Origin of the sequence: Ruania alkalisoli, from assembly GCF_014960965.1 — a bacterium.
GTDB lineage: Bacteria > Actinomycetota > Actinomycetes > Actinomycetales > Beutenbergiaceae > Ruania > Ruania alkalisoli.
This window is the reverse complement of the sequence record NZ_CP063169.1, coordinates 3,367,448-3,393,126: the sequence shown is the minus strand read 5'-3', so window position 1 is coordinate 3,393,126 and position 25,679 is coordinate 3,367,448. Positions and strand designations below refer to the sequence as shown.

At 69.8% G+C, this 25,679-nt stretch carries 22 protein-coding genes; 14 read left to right on the top strand and 8 right to left on the bottom strand.

What is annotated here, in order from left to right; translation table 11 throughout:
- The first annotated feature begins 138 nt into the window (after positions 1-138).
- The 10 genes from alr to IM660_RS14980 are packed head-to-tail and all read left to right on the top strand — an operon-like array spanning position 139 to position 9,139.
- Positions 139-1,278: an alanine racemase gene (gene alr / locus IM660_RS15025; RefSeq protein ID WP_193496652.1), complete on the top strand. Its 1,140-nt coding sequence runs from the start codon at positions 139-141 to the stop codon at positions 1,276-1,278.
- Positions 1,275-1,817, top strand: coding sequence for a tRNA (adenosine(37)-N6)-threonylcarbamoyltransferase complex ATPase subunit type 1 TsaE (gene tsaE, locus IM660_RS15020; RefSeq protein WP_193496651.1), 543 nt, complete (start codon positions 1,275-1,277; stop codon positions 1,815-1,817). Before alr ends, tsaE begins: the two co-directional genes overlap by 4 nt.
- 46 nt (positions 1,818-1,863) lie before the next feature.
- Positions 1,864-2,565 (top strand): tRNA (adenosine(37)-N6)-threonylcarbamoyltransferase complex dimerization subunit type 1 TsaB, encoded by a 702-nt coding sequence (gene tsaB / locus IM660_RS15015; RefSeq protein ID WP_246464975.1) that lies wholly within the window; start codon positions 1,864-1,866, stop codon positions 2,563-2,565.
- Positions 2,562-3,932 carry a ribosomal protein S18-alanine N-acetyltransferase gene (gene rimI, locus IM660_RS19995; protein ID WP_193496650.1) on the top strand — a complete coding sequence of 457 codons (1,371 nt, stop codon included), beginning with the start codon at positions 2,562-2,564 and terminating at the stop codon, positions 3,930-3,932. The genes tsaB and rimI overlap by 4 nt, the downstream gene beginning before the upstream one ends.
- An 11-nt stretch (positions 3,933-3,943) precedes the next feature.
- On the top strand, positions 3,944-5,008 hold the full coding sequence (gene tsaD, locus IM660_RS15005) for a tRNA (adenosine(37)-N6)-threonylcarbamoyltransferase complex transferase subunit TsaD (RefSeq protein ID WP_193496649.1): 1,065 nt from the start codon (positions 3,944-3,946) through the stop codon (positions 5,006-5,008).
- Between the two features lie 32 nt (positions 5,009-5,040).
- Positions 5,041-6,699 carry a glycoside hydrolase family 3 N-terminal domain-containing protein gene (locus IM660_RS15000; protein WP_246464974.1) on the top strand — a complete coding sequence of 553 codons (1,659 nt, stop codon included), beginning with the start codon at positions 5,041-5,043 and terminating at the stop codon, positions 6,697-6,699.
- A 3-nt stretch (positions 6,700-6,702) separates the two neighbouring features.
- Positions 6,703-7,434: a DUF1345 domain-containing protein gene (locus IM660_RS14995; RefSeq protein WP_193496648.1), complete on the top strand. Its 732-nt coding sequence runs from the start codon at positions 6,703-6,705 to the stop codon at positions 7,432-7,434.
- A gap of 54 nt (positions 7,435-7,488) precedes the next feature.
- Entirely contained in the window at positions 7,489-7,833 is a 345-nt protein-coding gene (locus IM660_RS14990) for a PadR family transcriptional regulator (protein ID WP_193496647.1), read from the top strand.
- The gene (locus tag IM660_RS14985; protein ID WP_193496646.1) at positions 7,830-8,495 is read left to right on the top strand and encodes an HAAS signaling domain-containing protein; all 666 of its coding nucleotides are present in this window, start codon (positions 7,830-7,832) and stop codon (positions 8,493-8,495) included. Before IM660_RS14990 ends, IM660_RS14985 begins: the two co-directional genes overlap by 4 nt.
- Positions 8,492-9,139: a DUF1700 domain-containing protein gene (locus tag IM660_RS14980; RefSeq protein ID WP_193496645.1), complete on the top strand. Its 648-nt coding sequence runs from the start codon at positions 8,492-8,494 to the stop codon at positions 9,137-9,139. Before IM660_RS14985 ends, IM660_RS14980 begins: the two co-directional genes overlap by 4 nt.
- A 66-nt stretch (positions 9,140-9,205) precedes the next feature.
- Here IM660_RS14980 and IM660_RS14975 read toward each other — a convergent pair whose 3' ends face one another.
- Together IM660_RS14975 and IM660_RS14970 are read right to left on the bottom strand one after the other, a co-directional pair.
- The gene (locus IM660_RS14975; protein ID WP_193496644.1) at positions 9,206-10,357 is read right to left on the bottom strand and encodes a glutamate--cysteine ligase; all 1,152 of its coding nucleotides are present in this window, start codon (positions 10,355-10,357) and stop codon (positions 9,206-9,208) included.
- A 38-nt stretch (positions 10,358-10,395) separates the two neighbouring features.
- Entirely contained in the window at positions 10,396-11,601 is a 1,206-nt protein-coding gene (locus tag IM660_RS14970; protein ID WP_193496643.1) for a THUMP-like domain-containing protein, read from the bottom strand.
- A gap of 81 nt (positions 11,602-11,682) precedes the next feature.
- Here IM660_RS14970 and IM660_RS14965 point away from each other — a divergent pair, with 81 nt between their 5' ends.
- Positions 11,683-13,053, top strand: a complete 1,371-nt coding sequence (locus IM660_RS14965) for a PrsW family intramembrane metalloprotease (protein ID WP_193496642.1) — start codon at positions 11,683-11,685, stop codon at positions 13,051-13,053.
- Between the two features lie 31 nt (positions 13,054-13,084).
- On the opposite strand, the gene IM660_RS14960 is transcribed toward IM660_RS14965, so the two are convergent.
- From IM660_RS14960 to IM660_RS14940, 5 genes are read right to left on the bottom strand one after another with little or no spacing between them, the layout of a single operon-like run.
- On the bottom strand, positions 13,085-14,218 hold the full coding sequence (locus tag IM660_RS14960; protein ID WP_246465328.1) for an ROK family transcriptional regulator: 1,134 nt from the start codon (positions 14,216-14,218) through the stop codon (positions 13,085-13,087).
- Between the two features lie 18 nt (positions 14,219-14,236).
- A complete protein-coding gene (locus IM660_RS14955; protein WP_193496640.1) occupies positions 14,237-16,552 on the bottom strand; it encodes a glycosyl hydrolase family 95 catalytic domain-containing protein in 2,316 nt (771 codons plus the stop codon).
- A gap of 5 nt (positions 16,553-16,557) precedes the next feature.
- Complete coding sequence (locus IM660_RS14950) at positions 16,558-17,484, bottom strand: carbohydrate ABC transporter permease (RefSeq protein ID WP_193496639.1); 927 nt, start codon at positions 17,482-17,484, stop codon at positions 16,558-16,560.
- Entirely contained in the window at positions 17,474-18,412 is a 939-nt protein-coding gene (locus tag IM660_RS14945; protein WP_193496638.1) for a carbohydrate ABC transporter permease, read from the bottom strand. The genes IM660_RS14950 and IM660_RS14945 overlap by 11 nt, the downstream gene beginning before the upstream one ends.
- Complete coding sequence (locus IM660_RS14940; RefSeq protein ID WP_193496637.1) at positions 18,409-19,671, bottom strand: ABC transporter substrate-binding protein; 1,263 nt, start codon at positions 19,669-19,671, stop codon at positions 18,409-18,411. The genes IM660_RS14945 and IM660_RS14940 overlap by 4 nt, the downstream gene beginning before the upstream one ends.
- 284 nt (positions 19,672-19,955) lie before the next feature.
- Here IM660_RS14940 and IM660_RS14935 point away from each other — a divergent pair, with 284 nt between their 5' ends.
- Positions 19,956-20,927 (top strand): acetylxylan esterase, encoded by a 972-nt coding sequence (locus IM660_RS14935; protein ID WP_193496636.1) that lies wholly within the window; start codon positions 19,956-19,958, stop codon positions 20,925-20,927.
- Positions 20,928-21,188: 261 nt separating this feature from the next.
- On the opposite strand, the gene IM660_RS14930 is transcribed toward IM660_RS14935, so the two are convergent.
- Positions 21,189-24,257 (bottom strand): glycoside hydrolase family 2 TIM barrel-domain containing protein, encoded by a 3,069-nt coding sequence (locus IM660_RS14930; RefSeq protein WP_193496635.1) that lies wholly within the window; start codon positions 24,255-24,257, stop codon positions 21,189-21,191.
- Between the two features lie 135 nt (positions 24,258-24,392).
- Here IM660_RS14930 and IM660_RS14925 point away from each other — a divergent pair, with 135 nt between their 5' ends.
- Together IM660_RS14925 and groES are read left to right on the top strand one after the other, a co-directional pair.
- Positions 24,393-25,157, top strand: a complete 765-nt coding sequence (locus IM660_RS14925; protein WP_246464973.1) for a TetR/AcrR family transcriptional regulator — start codon at positions 24,393-24,395, stop codon at positions 25,155-25,157.
- A gap of 177 nt (positions 25,158-25,334) precedes the next feature.
- The gene (groES, locus tag IM660_RS14920) at positions 25,335-25,631 is read left to right on the top strand and encodes a co-chaperone GroES (RefSeq protein WP_159620136.1); all 297 of its coding nucleotides are present in this window, start codon (positions 25,335-25,337) and stop codon (positions 25,629-25,631) included.
- Positions 25,632-25,679 lie beyond the last annotated feature (48 nt).

Sequence of the window (25,679 nt, the reverse complement as noted above, 5' to 3'; positions counted from 1 at the left end):
CCGACACCGACAAGCACAGTCTGCCCTCGAGCGTTGCCCCGTTCTGTCGTCCACGGCGCGGCACGGGCGACAGAACAGGGCAACGCGCGGAGTTGTCGCTGACCTCGACCGGTCACCACCCGGTGGCAGACTGAGGGCGTGACCTACTACCCGGGACGCGCGGTCGTCGACCTGGACGCCATCGCCGCGAACGTCGGCTGGCTGCGCGAGTGCGCCCCGACCGCGCAGGTCATGGCCGTCGTCAAGGGGGATGCCTACGGCCATGGCCTGGTACCCGCGGCCCGGGCCGCGCTACGCGGGGGTGCCACGTGGCTGGGGGCTGCACAGGTGCCCGAAGCCCTCGCCCTACGGGCGGCCGGGATCACTGCCCCCGTGCTCACCTGGTTGTACGGCCCGGGTGCACCGCTGACCGAGGTCCTGCGCAGCGACATCGATATCTCCGCCCCCGCACCGTGGGCGCTGGCGGAGATCGCCGACGCCGCACGGACCACCGGGCGCACGGCCCGGCTCCACGTCAAGGTCGACACCGGTCTCGGACGCGGCGGGTCCTTCCTCGACACCTGGACCGAGATGCTCGGGGAGGCGATGCGCCTGCAGGCGGAGGGACTGGTGCGGCTGGTGGGTGTCTGGTCGCACCTGGCGCGCGCCGACGAGGTCGACCACCCCAGCGTGCGGGAGCAGCTCGCCGTCTTCACCGAGGCCGTCCACCGCGCAGAGAACGCCGGCGCCACACTGGAGGTGCGGCACCTGGCGAACTCGGCGGCCACCATCAGCCTCCCCGAGGTGCACTATGACCTGGTACGCCCCGGGATCGCCGTCTACGGACTCTCCCCGATGCCGGTGACGCACCCGTCACCGCAGGTAGGACTCACCCCGGCGATGCGGCTGGAAGCCGACCTGCATGTGGTCAAGAGCGCGGCCCCCGGGCAGGGCGTCTCCTACGGGCACACCTATACCACCTCCTACCCGACCACCCTGGCGACGGTGCCGCTGGGGTATGCCGACGGCATTCCGCGGCGGGCGAGCAACGCCGCGCCCGTGCAGGTGGCCGGTCAGCAGGTGCGCATCGCCGGGAGGGTGTGCATGGACCAGTTCGTGCTGGACGTGCGTGAGCTTCCCGTGGCCGCGGGCGACACCGCTGTCCTGTTCGGCAGCGGCTCCCAGGGTGAGCCGACCGCGCAGGACTGGGCGGACGCCGTCGGGGGTATCAGCTACGAGATCGTGACGCAGATCGGCCCGCGGGTGCCGCGGGTCTACACCGGGCAAGGAGCAGTATGACGGCGCACAGCGGGATCACGACGGGGAGCCAGGGTGGAGTGGAGTCCACCCTGGCGGACGCCTCCGCCACCCAGGAGCTGGGGCGCCGCCTCGCGCAGGTGCTGCGAGCCGGGGATCTGGTGATCCTCACGGGGGACCTGGGCGCCGGCAAGACCACCTTGACGCAGGGGATCGGGGAGGGCCTCGGGGTGCGCGGCCGGGTCGCCTCGCCGACGTTCATCATCGCCCGCGAGCACGCCGCTACTGGATCCGGGCCAGGGCTCATCCACGTGGACGCCTACCGCCTGGGTTCGATCGCCGAGGTGGACGCGCTCGATCTGGACTCCTCGATGGCCGAATCGGTGACCGTGGTCGAGTGGGGTGCCGGTCTGGTGGAGGGCCTGGCGCAGGACCGGCTCGAGATCGACCTGGAACGTCCGCGCGGGGTGGGCGAGGGCCCCGGCACCGATGTGGCTGAGGCCGCCGCGGCCGACCAGCCGCGGCGTGTGATCCTGCGAGGCGTCGGGGAGCGCTGGGCGGGCGTCGACCTGCCGGTGTGAGAGCGAGCGGTCGGCCTCCGAGCCGTTCCGCTCGTAGAGTAGGTGCGTGACCACGACCTCCACTCTGCTGTGCCTGGACACCTCCGACGGGGCGGCTGTGGCCGTGCTGCACAACGGTCAGACGCTCGCCGCGGCCCGCAGCGATGACCCGCGCCGGCACGTCGAGTACCTGGCCCCCCTGATCGTGGGCTGTCTGGACACCGCAGGCATCACCGCCTCCGACCTCACCGCGATCGCCGTGGGAACCGGACCCGCACCGTTCACCGGATTGCGAGTCGGCCTGGTGACCGCCCGCACCTTCGCGCAGGCGCGCGGGTTGCCGATCCACGGTGTCAGCTCCCTCGACGCGATCGCCGCGGATGCGCTGGCCGAGCAGGACATCGAGGAGGTGCTCGTGGTGACCGATGCCCGGCGTCGTGAGGTCTACTGGGGTCGCTACCGCCGCGACGAGGCGAACGTCGTTCGCGCCGTGGCCGGACCGGGTGTCGACACCGCCGCCCAGGTCGCGACCGACCACGCCGACCTCGTCGAGGCAGGGCAGGTGATCGGCCGGGGGCTTGCGCTCTACCCCGCAGACCTCGCGGGCGGGGTGAGCGAGGAGGAGAGAGCAGCGGACGCCGTCGTGGATGCGTCGCGACTGGGCCACCTCGCCCTGGTGCGGGCCCAGGCCGGGGTGACACAACCGACCGAGGCGCTGTACCTGCGCCGCCCCGACGTCCACGTGCCGGGGCAGGCTACGGGCAGGTGACTTTCCTACCCCCCGGGCTGCGCCCCCTGCGCGCCTCGGATCTGCCGGAGGTGATGCGCCTCGAGCCGGTGCTGTTCGGGGCTGGGCAGTGGAGCCGGGCGGTCTACCAGGACGAGCTGGCGCTACCGGATCGTTGCTATGTGGCTGCCGTCGAGGGTTCGCGGCTGGTGGGCTACGCCGGACTGGCCCACGGAATCGATGCCTCGGTGATGACGATCGGAGTGGACCCGGCCTTCCGCCGCCGGGGGCATGCCGCCCGGATGCTGGCGGAGCTGATCGCACGGGCACGTGCGGCCGGGTCGGAGAGCGTCTTCCTCGAGGTACGGGCCGCCGACGGCGGAGCACAGGCTTTGTACGCCTCGTTCGGTTTCGAGGCGCTCGGTATCCGGCGCGGGTACTACCAACCGGAGGGGGCCGACGCACTGGTGATGCGGCTACGGTTGAGGCCGGACCCGAGCCCCGGACCGGTGGGGGCGGAGGCAGTCGAGGAGGCGAAGACGATGGGCAGCGCGGACACGATGCGGCGGGCCGTGCTGGTCACGGCCGAGGAACTGGCCGAACTGGTCTCGGAATCGGATCACGCCCGGCGCCCGGTGCTGCTGGATGTGCGCTGGTCCCTCGCCGAACCGGACGGCCGGCGCTTCTACCTCGCCGGTCACGTGCCCGGTGCCCAGTACGTGGATCTCGATCACGATCTTGCCGCACCCGCCAGCCGGGAGGAGGGCCGGCACCCGTTGCCCGATCTGGAGACACTCCAGGCTGCCGCGCGCCGCTGGGGGATCGATGACGGGGACCCGGTGGTGGTCTACGACGACACCGGCGGCACCTCCGCGGCCCGCGCCTGGTGGCTGCTGCGGTGGGCGGGTATCGCCGATGTGCGCATCCTCGACGGTGGTCTGCGTGCCTGGAGCGAGAGCGGGGGGATCCTGGAGGACGGGGACGTGCAGGTGGTGCCCGGCACCATCACCCTCTCCGCCGGTCACATGCCGGTGGCCGACGCCGAAGAGACGGCGGCCGTCCCCTCCCACGGGGTGCTGCTGGACGCCCGGGCCACCGAGCGCTACACCGGTGAGGTCGAACCGGTGGACCCGCGGGCCGGACACATTCCGGGGGCGGTCAGCGCCCCGACGGCAGAGAACCTCGACCCCGGGCAACGGTTCCGGCCCAGCGAGGATCTGCGGCGGCGCTTCACCGCCGTGGGTGCCGGCGATGCCGAAGACGTGGTGGTCTACTGCGGTTCCGGAGTGACCGCGGCGCACGAGGTCGCGGCGCTCGCGGCCGTCGGCGTCCCGGCCCGCCTGTATCCGGGGTCGTGGTCGCAGTGGTCGGCCGACGAGGCGCGTCCGGTGGCCACCGGGCAGGCGTAGGCTTGGTGGTCATGGCAGCAGTGCATGATCACCCGCCCCTCGTCCTCGGGATCGAGACTTCCTGCGACGAGACCGGGATCGCCCTGGTCCGTGGGCAGGAGTTGCTCACCGACGTGACCGCCTCCTCGATGGATGAGCACTCCCGTTTCGGGGGGATCGTCCCGGAGGTGGCCAGTCGTGCGCACCTGGAGGCCTTCGGTCCCACCCTCAGCGCCGCCGTCGAGCGCGCCGGAGTGAGCCTGGGTGATATCGACGCGGTCGCGGTGACCTCCGGGCCCGGGCTGGTCGGGTCGCTCACCGTCGGGGTGGCGGCGGCGAAGTCCCTCGCCCTGGCGCTCGGCGTACCGCTGTACGGGGTCAACCACATCCTCGGCCACGTGGCCGTGGACGTCCTGGTGGACGGCCCATTCCCGGAGGAGTTCCTCGGTCTCGTGGTCTCGGGCGGGCACTCGAGTCTGCTGCATGTACGCGACATCGCCACCGACGTCGTGGAGCTGGGCCAGACCCTCGACGACGCCGCCGGCGAGGCCTTCGACAAGGTGGGCCGGCTGCTCGGGCTGCCCTATCCGGGCGGACCGCACGTGGACAAGCTCGCCCAGCAGGGTGACCCAGCGGCGTTCGCGTTCCCGCGCGGGCTCTCCCGCCCTAAGGACATGGCCGCCCACGCCTACGACTTCTCCTTCTCCGGCCTCAAGACCGCCGTCGCCCGGGTGGTGGAAGGCTTCACCGACCGAGGTGAGGAGGTGCCCGCTGCCGACGTCGCAGCCTCCTTCTCCGAGGCCGTCGCCGACGTGCTGGTCACCAAGACGCTGGCCGCATGCGAGCGCCACGACGTCGGGTGCGTGGTGATCGGGGGAGGGTTCTCCGCCAACAGCAGGTTGCGCGAACTGGCTGTGGAGCGGTTCGGGAAGGCGGGGATCGAGGTGCGCATCCCGCCGATCCGGTATTGCACGGACAACGGGGCGATGATTGCCGCCCTCGGCTCGGCCGTGGTGGCCGCTGGGTTGCCGGCCTCGGAGTTCGACATCACCATCGACTCCCAGATGCCGCTGACGCAGGTACTGGCGACGGCATGACGGCCGCCACAAGGCGCCGGCGAGGTCGGGCGGTGACGGTGCTGGCCGCCGTCGGGCTGCTCGCCCTGGCAGGGTGCACCTCACCCACCGGCGACGGCGCAGGCTCGCCCTCACCCTCGACGTCACCGAGCGCATCGCCCGAGCCGAGCGAAGAGCCCACGTCCTCCGCCTCGCCGGCCGGCGAAACCCTGGCCTGGGGGCCTACCGAGGGTGAGGTGGCGGCGGCCACCGCACTCGCTGCCAGGATGAGCCCGGACGAGGCGGCCGGGCAGGTAATCCTCGCTCGCTATCCGGGCACGGATCCCGATGCTGCTGCCGCCGAGCTCACGCAGTACCACCTCGGCGGACTCGTCGTCTTCGGAGCTAACGTGGACTCTACCGAGCAGGTCGCGCAGACGGCGGCCGCCGTACAGGAGGCGCAGGCCGACCTCGGTAGGGACTGGCCGGCGATCATGGCGGTGGACAACGAAGGCGGGCTGGTGCAGCGTCTCTCCGCCGCGACTGGCGACTGGACGTCGTTCCCGCCGTTCATGGCGGCAGGCGCCGCCGACGATGCGGCGGTCGTCTCGGACGCGGCCGAGGCGATGGCGATCGAACTGCGGGCGACGGGAATCAACTACGACTTCGCACCCGTGGCGGACGTGACGATCGGCTCGGCCGACCCGGTGATCCGGGACCGGTCGCCTTCCGGTGATCCCGACCGGGCCGCGCGGGCGGTGGAGGCTGCAGTGCAGGGTTTCGCCGACGGTGGCCTGCTCTCCAGCCTCAAACACTTCCCCGGTCACGGGGCGCTCACCGTGGACTCACACGAGGACCTGCCGGTGCAATCGGCATCTGCGGACGAGCTCGCCGAACGAGATCTCACCCCCTTCCGAGCCGGGATCGAGGCGGGTGCGCCCACGGTGATGATGGGGCACATCTCAGTCGAGGCCTGGGACCCGGGAGTGCCGGCGTCGCTCTCCCCGGAGGCGTACCGGGTGCTTCGGGAGGAACTGGGCTTCACCGGAGTAGCGATCACCGACGGACTCGACATGGGCGCACTGACGCAGACCCGGACCTCAGCTGAGATCGCGGTGGAGGCGCTCGCGGCCGGGGCCGATCTGTTGCTCGGGCCCGTGGACGTGGCCGAGGCGCATCACGGGATCGTCAGCGCACTCGAGGACGGGACGTTGGAACGTGACCGCGTCGACGAGGCTGCCGGGCGCGTGATCGCGCTCATGCAGTGGCAAGAGCAGTCAGCGCAGGACGCCGGGCCGGTGGATCTGGCCGAGTCGGACTCAGGGGCGCAGGCCTCGGCCGCGCTGAGCGAGGCGGCCGTGACGATCGTGCAGGGCGAGTGCTCGGGCGCGCTCGCCGGGCCACGGATTCACGTGCGGGGCGGATCCGCAGACGACTGGGATGCCTTCGTGGCCGCGGCCGAACGGGCCGGATTGCAGGTGGTGCCGCTTGAGCAGCCCGCGGACACTGACGTGCGGTTGATCACGGGGGCGACGCCGTCGGGGACGGGCGACGTGGCGGTGAGCCTCGACGCGCCGTGGTTACTCACCGGGACGGATGCGCCGGTGCGGGTGGCGGCGTTCGGCCGGACGACCGGGGCGATGGACGCGGTTGCCGCCGTGCTCGCGGGGGAGGCGCCGGCACCGGGGAGCCTGCCGATCGACGTGCGCGGGCTCGCTGCCACGGCCTGCTGAAGGATGGGTTCACGCACGGGGCAGCGGTGGCGGCAATGGGTGCTGCCCGAGGCGCGCCGCTCGGTTGTCAGCACGGTCGTCGCGGTTCTCGCGACGGCCATCATTGGGTCACTCTGGCTGATCCGGGATCCGGGCCTGCAGGAACACGCGGCCGCGGTTGCGGCGGTCGTGGCGTGGACGATCTTCACGTTCGTTCATCTCGTGCTGACCAGGGTCGCGTACGGGCGCCTGGCCGAAGCCGATCTGCGGGTGGCCCTGGTCCGGGACGATCGTGCTGGGCAGGACAGCCGGTGGCTGCGGCTGCGTCACCAGCTGTGGGACCGATGGTGGCGAACTGACGCACCCTCCTGGTCGGTGCAGGTCTCGGTGCTGGCGCTGGTGGTGGTCGCGATGATCATCGCGGTGCCGGCGCTGCGGGAGTCGCAGCCCTTGCTGATGTGCGCCCTGGCCATGGTGGCCGGCTCCTGGGCCAACGTTGTGGTGATGTACGCGGTGCACTATGCGCGCCTTGACCTACGCTTGGCGGGGCTGGAGTTCGCGGGATCGGATCCGCGGGTCTTCAGCGACTATGCGTACCTGGCGTTGACGATCCAGGCGACGTTCGCCACGTCCGATGTGGTGGTGACGACGGCAGCCATGCGCCGAACCGTGATGGTGCAGACCGGCCTGGCATTCGTGTTCAACACGGTGATCATCGCGCTGATCGTGTCCTTGCTTCTCGGCGTGGCTCGCTGAGGAGCAGGTTCCCGGAGGTTGCGGGACTGTGCGTTGCTAGGTACCTTGTGAGGCATGGTACCTAGCGAGGAGGGGATCCTCACCAATCTGCGCCGGGGCGCGCTCGAGTACTGTGTGCTCGCGTCCCTGCGAGGCGGGGCCTCCTACGGCCGGGACATCGCCCGGCAGCTCAGTACCGATGGTGTGCTGATGAGCGGTGAGGGAACGCTGTACCCGCTGCTCGCGAGGCTGCGGAAGTCAGGGCTGGTGGAGACGCACTGGCAGGAGTCGGCGTCCGGTCCGCCGCGGAGGTACTACGCGCTCACCGGCGAGGGAGAGCGGGCGCTTGAGGTGTTCATCCGCGTCTGGTCGCCGTTCCGGTCCGCAGTCGACTCCAGTTTGGGGGAGGGAGAACAATGACGGAGACAGTTCAGCGGCTGGCCCGCTATCAGGACGATCTGGCACGGCTGCTCGCGGCATTGGAGCCCGCGGAGCGGGCCGAGGTGCTGGACGGCGTGCGCGAGCACATCGAGGCCGCGCTCGCCGAGGTGCCGGGGGAGGCGTCCGAGGCGGACGTGAACCGGATCCTGGCCGAGCTTGGCTCGCCAGGGCAGGTGGCCGAGGCGGCGCTGGCTGAGCGGCCGGCGACGGGGCCTTACACGCCGGGCGCAACTGGCGTCGTCACCACGATCGACCTGCTTCGGTCGAAGCTGGTGGGCCGATGGGTGCCGCCCGTGGCCCTGGTGGCTGTGATGGTCGGTGGGGCGTTCGTCTTCTGGGGCTTCCCAGCCATTCTGCTGGGTGCGGGAATCCTGGCGATCGCGATCGCTCCGCTGTGGACCGGAGCGGAGCGAGTGTGGGGTGCCATCGGGTTGCCGCTGTGCAGCTTCATGATCTTCCCCGGGTCGCTGTTGTTCCTGCGCGCCTCAGTCGGTGGTATCAGCCTGTTCACCGTTGGCTTCTATCTCTTTGCCGCAGCCTCAGTGACCATCGCCATCGTTCTCGTCATCCGTGGCTCCCGGCGCGCCGCCCAGTACGCCCGTACCCATCACGCAGCCCCTGCTTCAGGAGGAGTGTCATGACCATGACCACTGACTACACCGACCACACCGGCCGCACCGCCCGCTACCTGGACGATCTCGCCCGGCTGCTCGACCCGCTGGATCCGCTCGAACGTGCCGAGGTGCTCGATACCGTCCGGGAACACCTCGACTCGATGATCGCCGAGCTGGACGAGGAGCCGACCGATGCCGATATCGACCGCATCCTCACCAGTCTCGGGACACCTGGTCAGGTGGCCGAGGCGGCCCTTGCCGACTGGACCAACCGGAGTGCATCGCCCACGGCTCCAGCACCGGAGCAGCGACCGGCCCTGAGTCGCGCCTGGGTGCCGCCGGTCGCACTGGCTGCGATCGTCCTCGGCTCACTGACGGCGCCGTTCATCCTGCCGGTTGTCATCCTCGTCGCGGGAATCGTGCTGCTGTGCGTCTCGCCGCTGTGGTCGCCCGGGCAGAAGGCGCTCGGCGCGATCGGGATCCCGGCCGGACTCATCCCGATCCTGATCGCCTCCCTCGTAGTGGTGCAGACGAGCGCCGGCGGGCCTGACCAGGGCCTGAACGCCTGGGCTGTGATCGTCCCCGCCAGTGCGATCGCCTCCCTGGCGATCACCGCGTACGTGCTGGTGGTGGGCATCCGCCGCGCCACGGGGTGGAATCGGCCAGACTGAGCTCGACGCTCCACTTATTGGAATCCACATCGTGCGTTGGAATCCGGTTCTGACGCTTCACCACCCTCAGCACGGATCGAGCGGACGCCCCGCGTGGAACTCGGCCACCAGGTGCGCCACCACCGGTGCCAGATCCCCGGGTGCCGACGCCGCCGCGATCGTGCGCTGCCGTGCCGCGGACCCACCGGTGCGGATGATCTCACGCACGCCCTCCAGCTCCTCTGCACACCCCAGCTCTGCCGCGATCGGCGCCAGATCAGCAAGCACCGCCTCCAGCGAATCGGTCACGATCTGCTCGTTGCCCGCCTCGTCCAGGATGATGATCGCCTCCATCCCGTAGCGAGCAGAACGCCACTTGTTCTCCGCCAGGAACCACGGTGAGATCCGCGGCAGCTCCTGGCCGGCGTCGATCATCCGGGAGAACTTCTCCACCAGGCAGTGCGTCATGGCCGCGACTGCCGCGAGCTCGAGTCCGTTGGAGATTCCGTCGCAGATCCGCATCTCCAACGTTCCGAACTTCGGTGAGGGCCGCAGGTCCCACCGCACTTCATCGAACTCGTCGATCACCCCGGTGAGCAGCATGTCGTCGACATACCGTTCCAGGTCCGCCCACGTGGCGATCGACGTGAACGGAAGCCCCGCCGTCGGGAGCTGCTGGAAGAGGAGCGCACGGTTGGAGGCGTAGCCGGTGTCACGCCCGTCCCAGAACGGTGACGACGCCGAGAGTGAGAGCAGGTGCGGGTAGTACGTCAGCAGCGCGCCCAGGATCGGCAGCACTTTGTCCCGGCGCTCGATCCCGACGTGCACGTGTACGCCGTAGATCAGCATCTGCCGCCCCCACCACTGGGTCCGGTCGATCAGGGTGGCGTAGCGCTCCTTGTCGGTCACGCGCTGGTTGCCCCAGTGGCCGAAGGGGTGCGTGCCCGCGCACATCAACTCCACCCGCAACGGGTCCGTGACCTCCCGTACGAGCGCCGTGGAGCGCTCCAGATCTGCCATGGCCTCCGGCACCGACCGGCACACCCCGGAGACGATCTCCACCGTGTTCAGCAGGAGTTCCTGCCGGATGGTCGGGTGCTGGGAACCGTCCGCAGGCGCGACGGCATCGAGGACCGTCTGGGCCACCTGGCGAAGATCGCCGGTATCGGTGTCCACGAGCGCCAGCTCCCACTCGATCCCGAGAGTGGAACGCGCCGAGGGCGAGAACTCAATCGTCACGTGGTCATCCTTCCACCCACGCCCGTCGCATGTGCCGCTCAGCCCCGCGTCAGCGGTTCGACCACGATCACGCTCTGCTTGCCGCGCAGCCGGGTGAGCACGATCGTGGCCTCGTTCGGCCCCCGCAACCCCAGTTGCTGGCGTAGCTGGTCGGGCACGACGGCGGTGCCTCGCTTCTTGATCGTGACTCGCCCGACCTCCCGCGTGCGCAGGTACGCCCGCAGCCGTTTGAGGCCGAAGTCGAAGGAGTCAAGGACCCGATACCCGACGGCGAAGGGCGTCTCGTGCGCGCTCGCGGTACTCACGTAGGCGATGGACTCGTCCAGCAGGTGTCCCTCGATCCGCTCTGCGAGCTGGGCCACCAGGCCGGCCCGGATGACGGCACCGTCGGGCTCGTACAGGTAGGCGCCCAGATCGGCCGCGGGCGCCTGCACGGGCCGTGCGTCGGCGTCGCCGGGTGCCGAGATGACGTGGGCGCTCTCGCCGGAGAGTAGCAGCGCACTCCGTCCTGCACCCTCGGTCGCCAGGTCCCCGAACCACAGCCCTGCCTCGACGACGTTGCCGTCCACGCTGATCCACTGGGCGTGAGTCTGGGACGGGAGAGCCGTGTACGGGATTCCGGGGCCGACCTTGAGCCCGAGATTCGGCACCTGGTGACGCAGCCCGAGCAGAGTGTCGAGATCGGGGGAGTACGCACGGGGGTCGAAGACGCGAGCCCCGGACCGGGTGCGGCGGGCTGGGTCGGCGAAGACTGCGTCGATACCGTCGGCGGCCAGATCCACCTCGGTCGCATCGGCGAGGCGCACCTGCGCGTGCTCGAACGCGCGCAGGTTCACTGTCGCGAGAGTGGCGGTCTCCTCGTCGAGTTCGACGGCCAGCACCCGAAGTCCGAGTGCGGCCATCGCCATCGCGTCGCCGCCTAGCCCGCATCCCAGGTCGGCGACGTGCTGGACCCCGGCGTCGGCATAGCGGCGTGCGTGCCGGGCGGCGACTGCCAATCGCGTGGCCTGTTCGAGCCCGCTCTCGGTGAAGAGCATCTCGCCGGCGAACTCGCCGAATTTGCTTCGTGCGCGGTTGCGGAGGCGGCTCTGCGTGAGAGCACCGGCGACGAGGTCGGGATCGAGCCCCCGAGCCCGCAGCCCTTCGGACAGCCGCAGCGCCTGCTCCTCGTCGTAGGGCGGGAGTTGGGCAAGCAGCGCCCACCCCTCGGGGGAGAGCAACTGAGAGAGAGTCCGGCGATCCACTCCCCGATCCTGCCACGTGGATGGGCAGATCAACCCACTCGGATGTTCGCCCACCACAGTCGAACCCACTAGCGTTCGGCTGTGAGCTATCAACACCCGAACCAACCGCCTCCTGCGCGAGAGCCAGACGGACACGGCCAGCAGCCGCCGCAGGGCTACCCGGTGCAGCAGGCGCCCCAGGGTGCACCGCACCAGCCCTATCAAGCCTCCTATGGCGGGCCCGCTCACCCGCAGCAACGGTCGGCCTACGGCAGCCACCTGCGCTATGCGCAGGCGCCTGCCCCTGTCTCGGTGGCGCCGCCATCGGAGCAGTACGCCCCGTCGGCGCAGCACGGGTGGGTCGCTGCGCCCGCTCGTCGGCACCCCCGCCGCCGGGTGGTCTTCGAGATCCTGCTGCTGGCCCTGGGCACCCTGGGTGTCCTGTCTTTCGTCGCGGTGACGGCGCTCCTCTTCGGCGTCGGCAACAGTGTGGTCGCCACGTTCTTCTCGCTCATCCCGCTGGCCATCGTCGGGTTTGCGGTGCTCTGGGTGGATCGGTGGGAACCCGAGCCGCGTCTCTTGCTCGCAGCAGCCTTCGTGTGGGGAGGCGGTGTGGCCGTGTGGTTGTCGAGCCTCATGAACGAACCCTTCGGGACCGCTCTCGGCAGCAGCCTGGCGCCGTCGATGCCTCCCGAGGCGTTGCCGGCGGTCTTCGGGGCTCCGGTCGTGGAGGAGTTCTGGAAGGGGCTCGGCGTGCTGTTGATCTTCCTCATCCGGCGCCGTCACTTCAACGGCCCGGTCGACGGGATCGTCTATGCCTCGGTGATCGCCGCAGCCTTCGCTTTCGTCGAGAACATCCAGTACCTGAGCAGTGCCGGTGACCAGATGGCGTTCACCTTCATCCTGCGTGGTCTCGCCTCCCCGTTCGGGCACCTGATCTACACCGCGTGCATCGGAGTCGCACTCGGTCTCGCCTCCCGCCACAAGAGCAAGCTGGCCTGGCTGTGGATGATGCCGATCGGCTACCTGGGCGCGGTGTTGCTGCACGGTGCCTGGAACGGTGCCGCGTCATTCGCCGGTGGCCTGGGCGGGCTCGCGGCCATGTTGGTCTTCCTCAACTGGCTGCCGCTGGTGATCTGGGCGATCATCCTGGTCTGGTTGCGCAAGAAGGAGACCCAGCTGCTGGCTGAGCGGTTGAGCGACTACGTGCCCTCCGGATGGCTGGTGCCACAGGAGGTCGCGATGCTGACGTCGATGCAGGGGCGACGCAACGCCAAGGCATGGGCTGCCCGGGGTGGGCCGCAGGCGGCGGCCGCGATGAAGTCGTTCCAGAAGGCGGCGGTCGATCTGGCCTACGCCCGTCAAGATCTGTACACCGGGCACACAGGGATCCGTGCCCGGCAGGACGAGATGGCGTTGCTGGAGACCATCGGACGGACCCGCGCCCAGTTCAAGACGGCGCTGGGGGTGTGAGGCCAGGAGTGCGGAACACCGCACGCGGGTCCTAGCTGCTGAGCAGCTCCCGCATCGCCGCTACCGCCGCACCGCGGGCGTACAGGCCGAATGTGAAGAGTGGGCGCTGCACGAGGACGTCCTCGACATCGCCCTGCTCGAGGAACTCCGCCATCGCCTGGTGCACGTGCCCGGGAGCCAGGTCGAGCATGTCCACTCCCTCGCCCATCACCGCGACAGCCTCCGGGTCGAAGGCGTTGACGGCGTCGGCCACGACGGCCCCGAGCGCACGCGCGGCATCCTGGAAGGCGCGCACCGCCGTCTCCTCGCCGGCTCGTGCGCGTTCGAGGGCGAGGGCGTACTCCCCCCGCCCGACGCCCGCGTTGTGCTCGGTGGCCGGGATCGTCACGAAGCTGTGCACACAGTCGAGGTGACCGTTCTCGCAGCGGCGCCCCTGGCCACCGATGCGCGTGTGCCCCACCCGCCCGGCGCGGCCGTGCGCCCCGGGATGCAGCATGCCATCGATCACCACACCGGAACCGATCCCGGCGCCGACGCCAAAGACGACCATCGATCGGTGGCTGCCGTCAGTGCCGAACCAGTGGTGGGCTCCGGCCAGGGCGTGCACGTCGTTGACGACTGTCGCAGGCATCCCTGTCGCCTCGCTCACCAACCCGCTGAGCGGCACGGCATCCCACCCCAGGAAGTTGGAATGCCGGAGCACTGTGCCCTCGGCGGTTGAGCGGACGTCGCCGGCCACGGCGATCCCGATGCCGACGACGTCACTCACCCCGGTCTGCCGGATTGAGTCGGCAATGAGGGTCACCACGTCAGGGACCTCACGCGAACGCAACGGGACTGCGACCTCGGCAACAGGTTGGGCACGCAGATCCGTCACCTCCAGGTACATCGTCTCGGCGGTCAGCTTGACTCCGGCGAAGTGCGCTGCGTCGTGGCGTAGGTGCAAGGACTCGGCAGGTCTGCCCCGGCCGCCCAAGGGGACCGATTCGCCTTCTGCGATCAGGCCGGCCTCGATGAGTCCGCGGGCGATCCGAGACAGGCTGGTGCGCGAGAGGCTGAGGCGTTCGGCAATCCGCACCCGGGGCAGTGCGCCATGGACGAGCAGCTCCAGCAGGACTCGGCGCTCGGTGTCCGGGACCGCCGGCCAGCGCGACGACGGTGTCATAGTGTGCACGGCCACAGCCTAGGCTCGCCCGGGCCTCGTGAAGTCGGCGGCTACGAGCTCGAGTGGCTCGCTCGTCACGACCCGGTCCAGGTGATGGCCCGCCCACTGAACCCGCACGGGGACCGCCCCGGCGCCCGACCGGAGCCGCGCGCTGACCAGTGCTCCCCCCGACCAGGCGAGGTCGACGATGACGCCCGGTCGGGCCAGTAGACCCTCGGCGCGTCCCTCCTGCAGTGACGGCGGCAGCGCAGGCAGCAAGTGCAGGCCGTCGTGGCTCTGCAGCACCGCCTCGGCGAGCAGCGCCGGGAGCCCCAGGTTCGCATCGATCTGGAACGGCGGGTGGGCGGCGAACAGGTTCGGGTACAGCCCGCCGGCGAACGGGCCCGAGAGGCCCTCTGCATCACGCACCAGGAGCTGCAGGTGCGACTCGACCCGTTCTCCACGGCCCAGCCGTGCCCAGAGCAGGCCCTTCCATACCAGCGACCAGCCCGAGGACTCATCCCCTCGTTCCGCCAGCGTCCGGGCCGCTGCTTCGCGTGCCCGCTCCGACCAGCATCCGTGCCCGGGGTAGAGACTGACCAGATGGCTCACGTGCCGGTGGTGGGGGTCGGTGGCGGCACGCTCGCTCGCCCACTCCACCAGCGTCCCGTCGGTGGCCACCTCGGGTTCGGCCGGCAAGGTGGTCAGGCGCTCGCGCGCCTCGGCCACCACCTCATCGTCCACGTCGAGCAGCTCGGCCACCCGGACGGCGGTACGACAGGCCTCGTAGGCCAGGCTCAGGTCCATCGCACTCGTCACATCGAGCGCTGCTTCCTCGCCGTCTGCTGTCCAGTAGGCATTCTCCGGGGAGGATGCCGGAGCGCTGGTCCAGCGGCCGCCCTCCTGACGGACGTGGTCGAGCGTGAACGCGACGGCACCGCGCACCGCCGGCCACATCCGGCGCAGGGCCGTCTCGTCGATCGCGCCGAATTCGACGGCGTCCAGCACGTGCCGTACGAGCCACGGTGCGGCCATCGGCCAGGCCGACCAGCGCACGTCCCCATGCCCGCCTCCGACGGGGGAGGTCAGCAGCCAGGCGTCGGAGTTGTGATGGGCCACCCAGCCACGGCTGCCGTACAGCCGCTCGGCGGTCGGCTCACCCGCCTGGGCGAGCGCCGCGACGAAGTCGTGGAGGGGTTCTGCGCACTCGGGCAGTCGGGTGGTGTGGGCCGCCCACATGTTCATCTCGGCGTTGATGTTCAGGGTGTAGTTCGAGCTCCAGGGTGGCTGCATCTCCTCGTTCCAGATGCCCTGCAGCGTCGGCGGCAGCGAGCCGGGCCGGGAGGAGGAGAGCAGCAGGTAGCGTCCCAAATCGAACAGCAACGACAGTAGGCCCGGGTCGGCGGCGAGGGGAGCGTCAGCATGCTGGGCCCTGCGTACGCGTTCATCGGGGCTGAGGTCGGCCACGGCGGCGTGCTGCTCGGGCGTCCCGAGCTCGATCCGGGACCGGGTGAACCGCGGCTCGTAGTCGCGTGCATGCGCTTCCGCCAGGGCGTCCCAGCCGAGGCGGAGCGCGTCCTCGACCCGTCGCCGGGCAACGGCTGCAGCATCCTGTGCCGATCCGTGCGGTGCCCTTCCCAGACCTGCGTAGGTGGTCTCGGTGGCGAGCACCAGCACCGTGGCACCGCCCTCGCGGCGTATCCCCGCCACGACGGCACCCTCCAGGGACTGGCCCGGACCCTGCGCCCACGTCACCGGCGTCGCATCGGGTTCATGCCCGGGGGCGACGTCGGCCGGCAGTCGTAGCAGGAGTTCGGCCTCGTCCGCGGATGTGCTGCTCGCCAGCACCTGGTGCGGGGTGTGCAGTTCCACGCCGGTGAGCGCGGTGCCGTCGATCCGGTGCACCAGCACCCCGTGCGGTGCCGAGACAAAGGTCCTCTCGACGACCGTGCCTGCCCCGCTCGTGCGGTGCGTGGCGGTGCGTAGGTCGAGCTCGCGTTCGTATCCGGTGACCGGGACCTCCCGGGTGAGCTCCGCCGTCGCGAACGGCAGAAAGGCCTGGGAGTAACGCACCTGGGTGGGCATGAGCGCCTGAGCGGCTGCCATGGGGTCCCCGGCCGCGACGGCGTCCCTCGCCTGCCGGAGGCAGGTGGCGGCGCTCGCGGCGTCGAGGACACCCCCGGCGTGCTCGCTCTCCGGTGATCCGGACCATGCGGTCTCGTCGTTCAGCCGGATCCGGGTGACGGAGGGTGCGCCGTCGAGCATGGCACCGAGGGTGCCGTTGCCCAGCGGTAGACATTCCAGCCAGCGGGAGGCGGGTGTGCGATAGCGAAGCGTGGTCATGGACATCGTCATGGGCGTCAGCCTCGCACGCTGCCGGCGGTCAGCCCGGCCTTCCAGAACCGTTGCAGGGAGAGGAAGACGATCGCGATCGGGATGATCGAGACGAGTGAGCCCACGACCGTCAGGATCTGCAGTCCGGGAATGGTGATCGAGGCCTGATTCCAGCCGGTGAGCCCGACCGTCAGGGGCATCAACTCAGCGTCGGTGAGCACCAGTAGCGGGAGGATGTAGCTGTTCCAGCTACCGAGGAAGGCGAACAGCAGCACGGTCACCAGGCCGGATGCCAACAGGCGCAGACCGATGGCGACGAAGATGCGCAACTCACCTGCGCCGTCGAGCCGGGCAGCTTCCACGAGCTCCAGCGGGACGGAAGACTGGGCGAAGATGAAGCACAGCAGCACTCCGAAGGGGTAGACGAGTGCCGGCAGCAGCAGGCCGGCGTAGGAGTTGTCCAGGCCGAGCGTGACCAGCAGCACGTAGGTGGGCTGTGCGATCACGGTTCCTGGCACGAGCAGGCTGGCCAGGACCACCGAGATCAGTGCGGTGCGACCGCGGAAGCGATACACGGCCAGGGCATACCCCGTGATCGCGCAGACCAGCGTGGTCAGCGCGGATCCGAGGACGGAGTAGATGATCGAGTTCAGACCCCACCGCCAGAAGATCCCGCCCTGGTAGGTGCTCAGTGCGCGCAGGTTCTCCAGCAGGTTGAAATCGGCGAAGGCGAACCCGGGCGTGGAGAAGAGGTCTCCGGTCGACTTGGTCGCCGCGATCACGAGCCAGACCACCGGTACGAGGAAGTAGATCGAGGCCAGGGCCATCACCGCGGTAGCGATGACCATCCAGGTGCGGGAGACGCGCTCGCCGCTGACGAAGGTGGTGCGGCGGCGCCCGTCGGGCACCGGTGCGGAGTCGCGGACGGGGGGAAGGGCAACGTCAGAGGCCATGGCCGGCTCGATTCGTCGTGCGCTTGTTCGCGGCGAGCACCAGCAACGAGACGACGAGGGTGGCCAGTCCGAGGATGACGGCCATCGCCGACGCCAGGTGCGGGTCCTTGCCGAGGGTGGACGTGGCGTAGATCGCCATGTTCGGCGTGTAGTCGCTGGGGATGTTGGAGGTGATGGTCTGCAGCACCTGCGGTTCGTTGAACAGCTGCAGGGTGCCGATGATCGAGGACAGGGTGGTCAGCAGGACCGCGGGCGCGATCATCGGCAACTTGATCTGCAGTGCCGTGCGTACCTCCCCGGCACCGTCGATCCGTGCGGCCTCGTACATCTCCCGCGGCACCGACTGCAGCGCCGAGAACAGGATGATCATGTTGATCCCGACCAGCGACCACAGGGCTACGTTCGCGATCGACCACAGCACCACGGTGGAGGCGAGCGGACTGAGGGTGATGCCGATCGACTCGAAGAACTGCAGCACCGGGCTGACCGAGGGCTGGTAGAGAAATCCCCACAACAGGGCGGCGATCACACTGGGTACCGCATAGGGCAGGAAGACGGTGAACTGGAAGAACCGGCGTGCCTTCACCAGCGCGGTGTCGAAGAGCAGCGCGAAGAACGCGGCGATGGTCATCATCACCGGCACCTGCACGGCTCCGTAGAGGAGCACGCGGGGGAAGCCGACGAGGAAGTCCCGGTCGGCGAAGGCGCGCACGAAGTTGGCGAGGCCGACGAACTCGATGCTGGAGCCGCCGAAACCGAGCCCGCTGGACTGCCGGGAGAAGAGGCTGTTGACGAACGCGACGACGATGGGGGCGACCAGGAAGAGTAGGAAGAGCACCACGAACGGTGCCACGAACAGGTAGGGAGCCCAGGGGCTCACGGCGCCGTGACGACGGCGCCGTGAGCCCGTGGCGGTGCTGGTGCTCATGGAGCGGCGACCTCGAGCCCGCGGTTCTCCAGGTCTGCGACAGCGGCTTCCTGAGTGACGTCGAGCGCCTCGGCGAAGGTCTGATCACCGTTGACCACCCGGGCGAACTCGTCCAGGATCGTGGTCTGGATGAACCCGAAGTTCGGGCCCTCGACCCAGGTGGCGGGTGTGTTCTCGGCGGCTTCGATGAAGACCTCGTTGATGACCTGCCCGCCGTAGAACTCGTTCTCCTGCAGCAGCGCGGGGGAGGCCAGGCCGTTCTGAGTGGACGGGAACAGTCCACCGACGGTGATCAGTGCCTCCTGGGTGTCGTCCGAGCCGTTGAGCCAGCTGGCGAACTCGGCCGCCGCGGCCGGCTGCTCGGCGTTCGCGAGGACCACGACGGCCGCGCCACCGGAGTCGCCGCCGTTGGTGGACCCCTCGTTCGTGGGCATCGGGGCGATCGACCACTGCCCAGCCAGCCCGGAGGCGTTCTCGGCCAGGATGCTGGGGAACCAGGCGGCGTAGGTGATCGAGGCGATCGAACCGTTGTTGACCAGGGACCAGTACTCGGGTGTCCACATGGGTTCAGTGGTCACCAGGCCCTCGTCGAGCAGGGTCTGCCACCGCTCGGCGACCAGTTGGCTGCCCTCGTCGTCGACCCCGACCGTCCAGGCGTCGTCGGCGATGCCGTACCAGCTGCCCTCGGCCTGCTGGATCTCCTGGAGCCACTGGCCCATCTCGCTCGGGGAGAGGTTGGCGATGTAGAGATCCTCGTCCGCCTCCTGCAGGGCGCGGGCTGCGTCCAGGTACTCGGTCCAGGTGGTGGGGAACTCGATGCCGTGCTCGGCGAAGATGTCGTGGCGGTACATGGTCGCGGCGGGGCCGATGCCCTGCGGGACGCCGAAGACGCGTCCGTCGAAACTAACCGACGCCCAGGAGGCGGGTGTGTAGTTGCTCTCGTCGTCGGCGACGTAGTCGGTGATGTCCTGCACCCGCTCGGCGATGACATAGTCAGGCAGGTTGTGGGTGCTCAGCTGGACCAGATCGGGGCCGGCGCCCGCGTCGACGGCAGCTTCGACCTTCTGTCCGTCGTCACCAGTCATCCGATGAAAGGCGACCTGGACGTCCGGGTTCTCCTCGTTCCACTGGGCGACGAGGTCCTCGAGCCCGGGAACCCAGCCCCAGAACTCGATCTCGACCGGTTCGCCGCTGGTGCCAGCCCCTTCTTCGGGTGAACAGGCGGCGATCCCGGCGACGGCGACGGCGCCTGCGAGCATCGTTGCCGCGGTTCGTATTCCTCGCCGTGCTGGACGGTGATGTGCACTCATGGGGTTCCCTTCCGGACAGCTCTGTCGGTCTCCCGGCGGCCTCCTTGTCGGCACCCGGGTCTCCGAGGTGACTGCGATGGGCAGTGCTACGCTCGGCGCCGTCATTTTGTGTCATGCAGGAACAAAAAGTCAAGACGATTCAGCCGCAGACATCCGATGAATAGTCCGGGTGGATGGTTGGCCTGGTTCCCGGCGCGGCGTGAACGCCCTCGCGGCGATGGAAGGATGAAGCCATGGCTCTCAGTCGCACCGATATGCCCCTGAACGATCTGCGTCAGTACGCACCGGATCTGCCCGAACCGCCGGATCTCGACGACTTCTGGTCACGTACGCTGGCCGAGGCGCGTGCCGCTGGTTCGTCCGCGCAGCTGGAGCAGGTGAGCGGCCCGATCCAAGAGCTGATCGTCGAGGACCTCACCTTTCCCGGGTTCGCCGGCGACCCCGTCCGCGCGTGGATCACCCGGCCCAAGGGCGAGGGCCCGCGCCCCGCCGTCGTGGAGTACGTCGGCTATGGCGGTGGTCGTGGCCTGGCCGGGGAGAAGCTCGCCTGGGCGGCGGCTGGATATGTCCACGTGCTGATGGATACCCGTGGCCAGGGCAGCGGCTGGGGCACCGGTGGCGACACCCCCGACCCGCACGGATCCGGCCCGGCCACGCCGGGTTACATGACCCGTGGCATCACCTCGGCAGCCGAGCACTACTACCGCCGCGTGTACACCGACGCCGTGCGTCTCGTCGACCACGTGGCCGAGATGCCGTTCGTGGACCGGGAGCGGATCGCCGTGACGGGCGGCAGCCAAGGGGGCGGGATCGCGATCGCGGCCGGAGCACTCTCGCCTCAGGTGCGGGCGGTGATGCCCGATGTGCCGTTCCTGTGCGACTTCCCGCGGGCGATCACGCAGACCCCGCAGCCGCCGTTCACCGAGATCACCCGGTATCTCTCGGTCCACCGGGACGAGGTGGATGCGGTGCTGACCACCCTGTCCTACCTCGACGGCGCGATCCTCGCCCGCCGGATCCAGGTGCCCGTGCTGTTCTCGGTGGCGCTCATGGACGAGGTGGTCCTGCCCTCCACGGTCTTTGCGGCGTTCAATGCCGTGCCCGCTGCGGACAAGGAGATCGAGGTCTACGGCTTCAACGGTCACGAAGGCGGCGCGTTCTGGCAGTGGCACCGCCAGGTGGAGTGGTTGCGCGAGCGCTTCTGAGCGCCTCCGAACACGAAGTCCCTCGTCGATCTGGTCGCTGACGGCGACCAGATCGACGAGGGATTTCTGGGGAGGGGCGCCAGACTCCAGCCCCGGCACCCGACCACCGACGCCAAGTTCACCCCCGGTGAGGGTGGCGTCGAAGATCGGGCCGTTACCGACGTCAGGTTCACCCCCGGTGAGGGTGACGTCGAAGATCGGGCCATAACCGACGTCAAGTTCACCCCCGGTGAGGGTGCTCGCCGGGGGTGAGGGCCGAGGTCACAGAGCCCGGAAGCGCAGCCGCAACGTCCGCGCCTGCGGGCGCAGCATCGCCGTCGGCCACACGTCCGGACCACACGCACGTGAGCCCAGGCCGTGCTGGGCGGCATCGATGTACAGGTGGTGCGCCGTCGGGCTGGGCAGCTCGTGCGGGTGTGCGGCGCTGGCCAGCTCGTGCGCACTGTGCCTGCTGAGCGTGAATCCCGGACGGCGGCCCTGCGGGTCGGCATCGGCGCTCACCTGCAGCCAGTCCTGCCCGCCGCGCTGCAGCACCAGTTCGCGGAGGCCGGAGCGGTGCCCGGACTCCTGCGGGCGCGCGTACGGCACGGTGAGATCATCGATGCCAGCGCTGAACCGGCCCAGCCGCACCGAGGTGGCGGTGTCCGGGTAGGAGTCGTGCGGGCCAGTCCCGAACCATGCGGCGCCGTCGACATCGGTGGGCAGTTCCAGATGCAGGCCGAGCCGGGGCCAGACGTCGCGCCAGAGGGTGTTCGGGGTCATCGTCACCTCGAGCACCGCCTCGACCGTTCCGTCCGCGTCCCGCTGCGCCGACCACCGCTCGGTGACGTCCACAGCAGCTCTGCTCTGCGCGGCCGAGACTCGCCGGATGACGGTGTGGGAGGCCGGGTCGGCGGTCACCGACACCACCCGCCGCACCAGCCGGTCCAGGCCTGCCTGCGTCCACAGGTCGGCCAGAGAGGGCGTCATCACGCCACCGGTGCGATCAGCCGGATCGGCGTAGTCGTAGTTGGTGGAGTTCGTGCCGCGGTCGTTGTCGGTGGGCGCCCGCCACAGCTCCACGTGCGGACCGCGCACGGCGGCCCCTGCCAGCGTGGTCAGTACCGGACCCTCGAGCACCGCGGGGGAGTCGCCCAGGCCGACGACGGTGGTGCGTGCCCGGCCCGCGACCGGCAAGTTCGCCCCGCCGAAGGTGCCGGGTGCGCCCACCTGCCACTGTGCCCGGGCGACCACGTGGCCCGCCGGAGCCCACGGGGTCTGCTCGGCCAGCTCCACGGCCAGGGTGACCGTGACCTCGGTGCCGGGCCGCGCCGTCGGGAGCTCGGAGAACAGGTGCAGGCTGCCGGTGCCGCCGGCTGGGATCGGGGCGCCGGACTCATCCACCAGCGCCGTCTCGCCCTCGGTCACCACGCGCCCGTCGTGCTCGATACTCCAGCGCACCCGCAGATCGGAGGTGTCGGCGATGAACCGCCGGTTGCGCACGACGGCGGAGCCATCGCCGATGGGAGTGAGCAGGATCGGCTGCTCGACGGCTGCGAACTCCAGCAACCCGGGGGAGGGGGTGGAGTCGGAGAGCACCATCCCGTCCATCACGAAGTTGCCGTCGTGCACCACCTCGCCGAAGTCGCCGCCGTAGCCGAAGTACTCGGTCCCGGTGGCAGTCCTCGTGCGCAGTCCGTGGTCGCGCCACTCCCAGATGAATCCGCCATGCAGGCGCGGGTAGCGGTCGACGAGCTCGCGGTAGGCGTCCAGCGCACCGGGACCGTTGCCCATCGCGTGCGCGTACTCGCACTGCAGGAACGGCTTGGAGCGCTGGCGGGCGCTGTCACCGGCGGTGATGTCACGCCCGAGCACGCTCGTGTCATCATCCCGGGCGATCGACTCTGTCTCGGGGACCGAGGCGTACATCCGGGAGTAGACGTCGGTGTACTCGCCGGCGTAGTCGCCCTCGTAGTGCACCGGGCGGGTGGCGTCGCGGCCATGGGTCCACTGCGCCATGGCGGCGAGGTTGGTCCCCGTGCCGGACTCGTTCCCCAGTGACCACATGACGATCGAGGGGTGGTTCTTGTCCCGCTCGAGGGTGCGCTGCATCCGGTCGAGGTAGGCCTCGCGCCAGCGCAGATCGTCACTGGGATTGTCTACCCAGCCGCCGGCCTCGAACCCGTGCGTCTCCAGATCGCACTCGAGGATCACCCAGAATCCCAGCTCATCGGCCAGGTCCAGCAGCCGCGGGTGCGGCGGGTAGTGGCTGGTGCGGATGGCGTTGACGTTGTGCCGCTTCATCAGCGCGAGGTCCTCGCGCGCGAACTCCTCGTCGAAGACGCGCCCGCGGTCAGGATGGACCTCGTGGCGGTTCATCCCGGAGAACGTCACCTGCCGGCCGTTGACGAGGAAGCGGTCGCCGTCGATCTGCACGCGCCGGAACCCGGTGCGCAGGGTGATCGTCTCGGCGGTGCCGGACACGGTCGCCTCGTACAGCGTGGGCTCCTCCGGAGACCACGCGGACACCTGCCCGACCTCCACCGGTGCCACGTCCTGCGGGGAGTCCCATGTCACGTCCACCTCGAGCTCCGGCAGGCGCAGGTGCACCGGGAACGCCTCGACGGCGGCCCTCACCTCCGGCAGAATCGTGCCCACTCCCGTGGCCGGGTCGTAGTCGGCAGTCAGCCACACGTCCTCGATCCCGCCCTCGGGGCGGTGCAGGAGCGTCACGTCTCGGAAGATGCCCGGCAGCCACCACTGGTCCTGGTCCTCCAGGTAGCTGGCGGCCGACCACTGCACGACCCTCACGGCGAGGGTGTTGACGCCGGCCTGCAGCTGCTCGGTGACGTCCACCTCGTGCGCGAGCCGGCTGCCGGTGAACATGGCGACCTCGGTGCCGTTGACCCAGACGCGCGCGTGGGACTCGACGCCGTCGAAGCGCAGCAGCACCTGGCCGGACTCGAGCCACGCGGCGGGCACGTCGACGCTGCGGCGGTAGTCACCGGTGGGGTTCTCGTCCGGGACGAACGGCGGATCGACAGGGAAGGGGTACTGGACATTGGTGTAGATGGGCTTGCCGTGGCGGAAGTCCTCGGCGAGCACCCAGTGGGATGGGACGGCGAGGGTGTCCCAGCCGGTGGCGTCGTAGTCGGGCCCGGCGAACGCCGTCGGGGACTCCTCGCCCAGCACCCCGTGACCACCCGGAGTCCCGGGGACGGCCGGGGACAGGCGGAACTGCCAGTCTCCGGCGAGGTCGATCCGCGGCGCGTCGCTGGTTAGCCAGGATCGGGCCGGGGCCAGGGCGCCGGCGACCGGGTCGTAGGACGTGTGCAGGGGGAAGGTCGTCACGTGCTTCTCCGAGTGTCGGGTGAAGCCGCGGGCGTCTGGGACCCGCGGCCCGGTCCGGGCGTCGACGTCCGGAATCCGCACCGTAACACAAACTCGATCAGTCGTTCGAGATTGGTTCGGGTACGCTGGCGGGCCATGACCAGCAGCGATCCGCGCGAGGTCCCCGGAGTCTCCGAGCCGGCCGGCTCAGTCGGCTCGGGCGCCGCGGGGGAGATGGCGCATCCCGGTGCCCGGGGACCGCGCGGTGAGTACCGCAAGTCCGCCGAGCGGCGCCGGCGGATCGTCGACGCAGCGGTCAGCGTATTCTCCGAGCGTGGCTACCGCGGGGCGACCATCCGCCAGATCGCTGCGGAGGCGGACCTGAGCCCGTCCAGCCTGCTGCACTTCTACGCCTCCAAGACCGAGCTGTTGTGGGCGACGATGACCCATCGCGACTCGGTGCGTTTCGCCGGTGGTCCCGGGCACTCCTTCCCGGACCGCGTGGTCGGCCAGGCGATCGCCAACGAGGACGTCCCGCACCTGGTGCGCCTGTACGGGGTGCTCATGGCGGAGTCGGCGACGGCCGAGCACCCCGCACGGGACTATTTCGGCGGACGGTTCGCGGTGTTGCGCCGTCAGTACGCCGACGAACTCGGGGCGCTCGCGGCGGCCGGACTGCTGCGCCCCGGGGTCGATCCCCAGGTCGCGGCCGTGACGTTGGTGGCGCTGTGGGACGGCGTGCAGCTGCAGGCGCTCTACGAACCGGATGTCGTCGATGCTGCCGAGGTGCTACGCGACTACTTCAGGCTGGTGCTGACCGACCCGCGGGTGCTGACCGCTCCGGCGGATCTGCGTCAGTGGTGGGCGGACCAGGGGCGCGACGACGGCGATGGAGAAGGTCGTTCGCGGGAACTCGTTTAGCACTCGCCTTGACCGAGTGCTAATCGGTGCCTAGATTGTTCCTTGAGGCCTCTTCCCTCGGGAGGAGGCGTCACCCACGTGCTGTGGTGCATGCCCGACCCCCGCGACGGCGGACGGCACCGAGGCCGGGGGAGACCCTTGTCATTGTTCACCACTCATGCGAAGGGGAGGTCCGCAGTGTCGGTCTCCATCAAGCCGCTCGAGGACCGGATCGTCGTCAAGACGCTCGAGGCCGAGCAGACCACTGCGTCCGGGTTGGTTATCCCGGACACCGCCAAGGAGAAGCCGCAGGAGGGCGAGGTCCTGGCCATCGGCCCGGGTCGCGTCGACGACAACGGCAACCGCGTCCCGCTCGACGTGGCCGTGGGCGACGTTGTCATCTACAGCAAGTACGGCGGCACCGAGGTCAAGTACGCCGGCGAGGAGTACCTGATCCTCTCGGCGCGCGACGTGCTCGCCGTCGTGTCGAAGTGATTCACTGACGACCTGACGACGTAGCGAAGGCCCCGGTCCGGATGGATC

Coding starts and splice junctions, on each gene's coding strand:
- IM660_RS14945 (WP_193496638.1), bottom strand. CDS start 18,412: ATGAGCACCAGCACCGCCACGGGCTCACGGCGCCGTCGTCACGGCGCC.
- tsaD (WP_193496649.1), top strand. CDS start 3,944: ATGGCAGCAGTGCATGATCACCCGCCCCTCGTCCTCGGGATCGAGACT.
- IM660_RS14980 (WP_193496645.1), top strand. CDS start 8,492: ATGACCATGACCACTGACTACACCGACCACACCGGCCGCACCGCCCGC.
- IM660_RS14955 (WP_193496640.1), bottom strand. CDS start 16,552: ATGACGATGTCCATGACCACGCTTCGCTATCGCACACCCGCCTCCCGC.
- IM660_RS14990 (WP_193496647.1), top strand. CDS start 7,489: ATGGTACCTAGCGAGGAGGGGATCCTCACCAATCTGCGCCGGGGCGCG.
- IM660_RS14940 (WP_193496637.1), bottom strand. CDS start 19,671: ATGCTCGCAGGCGCCGTCGCCGTCGCCGGGATCGCCGCCTGTTCACCC.
- tsaE (WP_193496651.1), top strand. CDS start 1,275: ATGACGGCGCACAGCGGGATCACGACGGGGAGCCAGGGTGGAGTGGAG.
- IM660_RS14995 (WP_193496648.1), top strand. CDS start 6,703: ATGGGTTCACGCACGGGGCAGCGGTGGCGGCAATGGGTGCTGCCCGAG.
- IM660_RS14925 (WP_246464973.1), top strand. CDS start 24,393: ATGACCAGCAGCGATCCGCGCGAGGTCCCCGGAGTCTCCGAGCCGGCC.
- IM660_RS14960 (WP_246465328.1), bottom strand. CDS start 14,218: ATGACACCGTCGTCGCGCTGGCCGGCGGTCCCGGACACCGAGCGCCGA.
- IM660_RS14985 (WP_193496646.1), top strand. CDS start 7,830: ATGACGGAGACAGTTCAGCGGCTGGCCCGCTATCAGGACGATCTGGCA.
- IM660_RS14950 (WP_193496639.1), bottom strand. CDS start 17,484: ATGGCCTCTGACGTTGCCCTTCCCCCCGTCCGCGACTCCGCACCGGTG.
- IM660_RS14935 (WP_193496636.1), top strand. CDS start 19,956: ATGGCTCTCAGTCGCACCGATATGCCCCTGAACGATCTGCGTCAGTAC.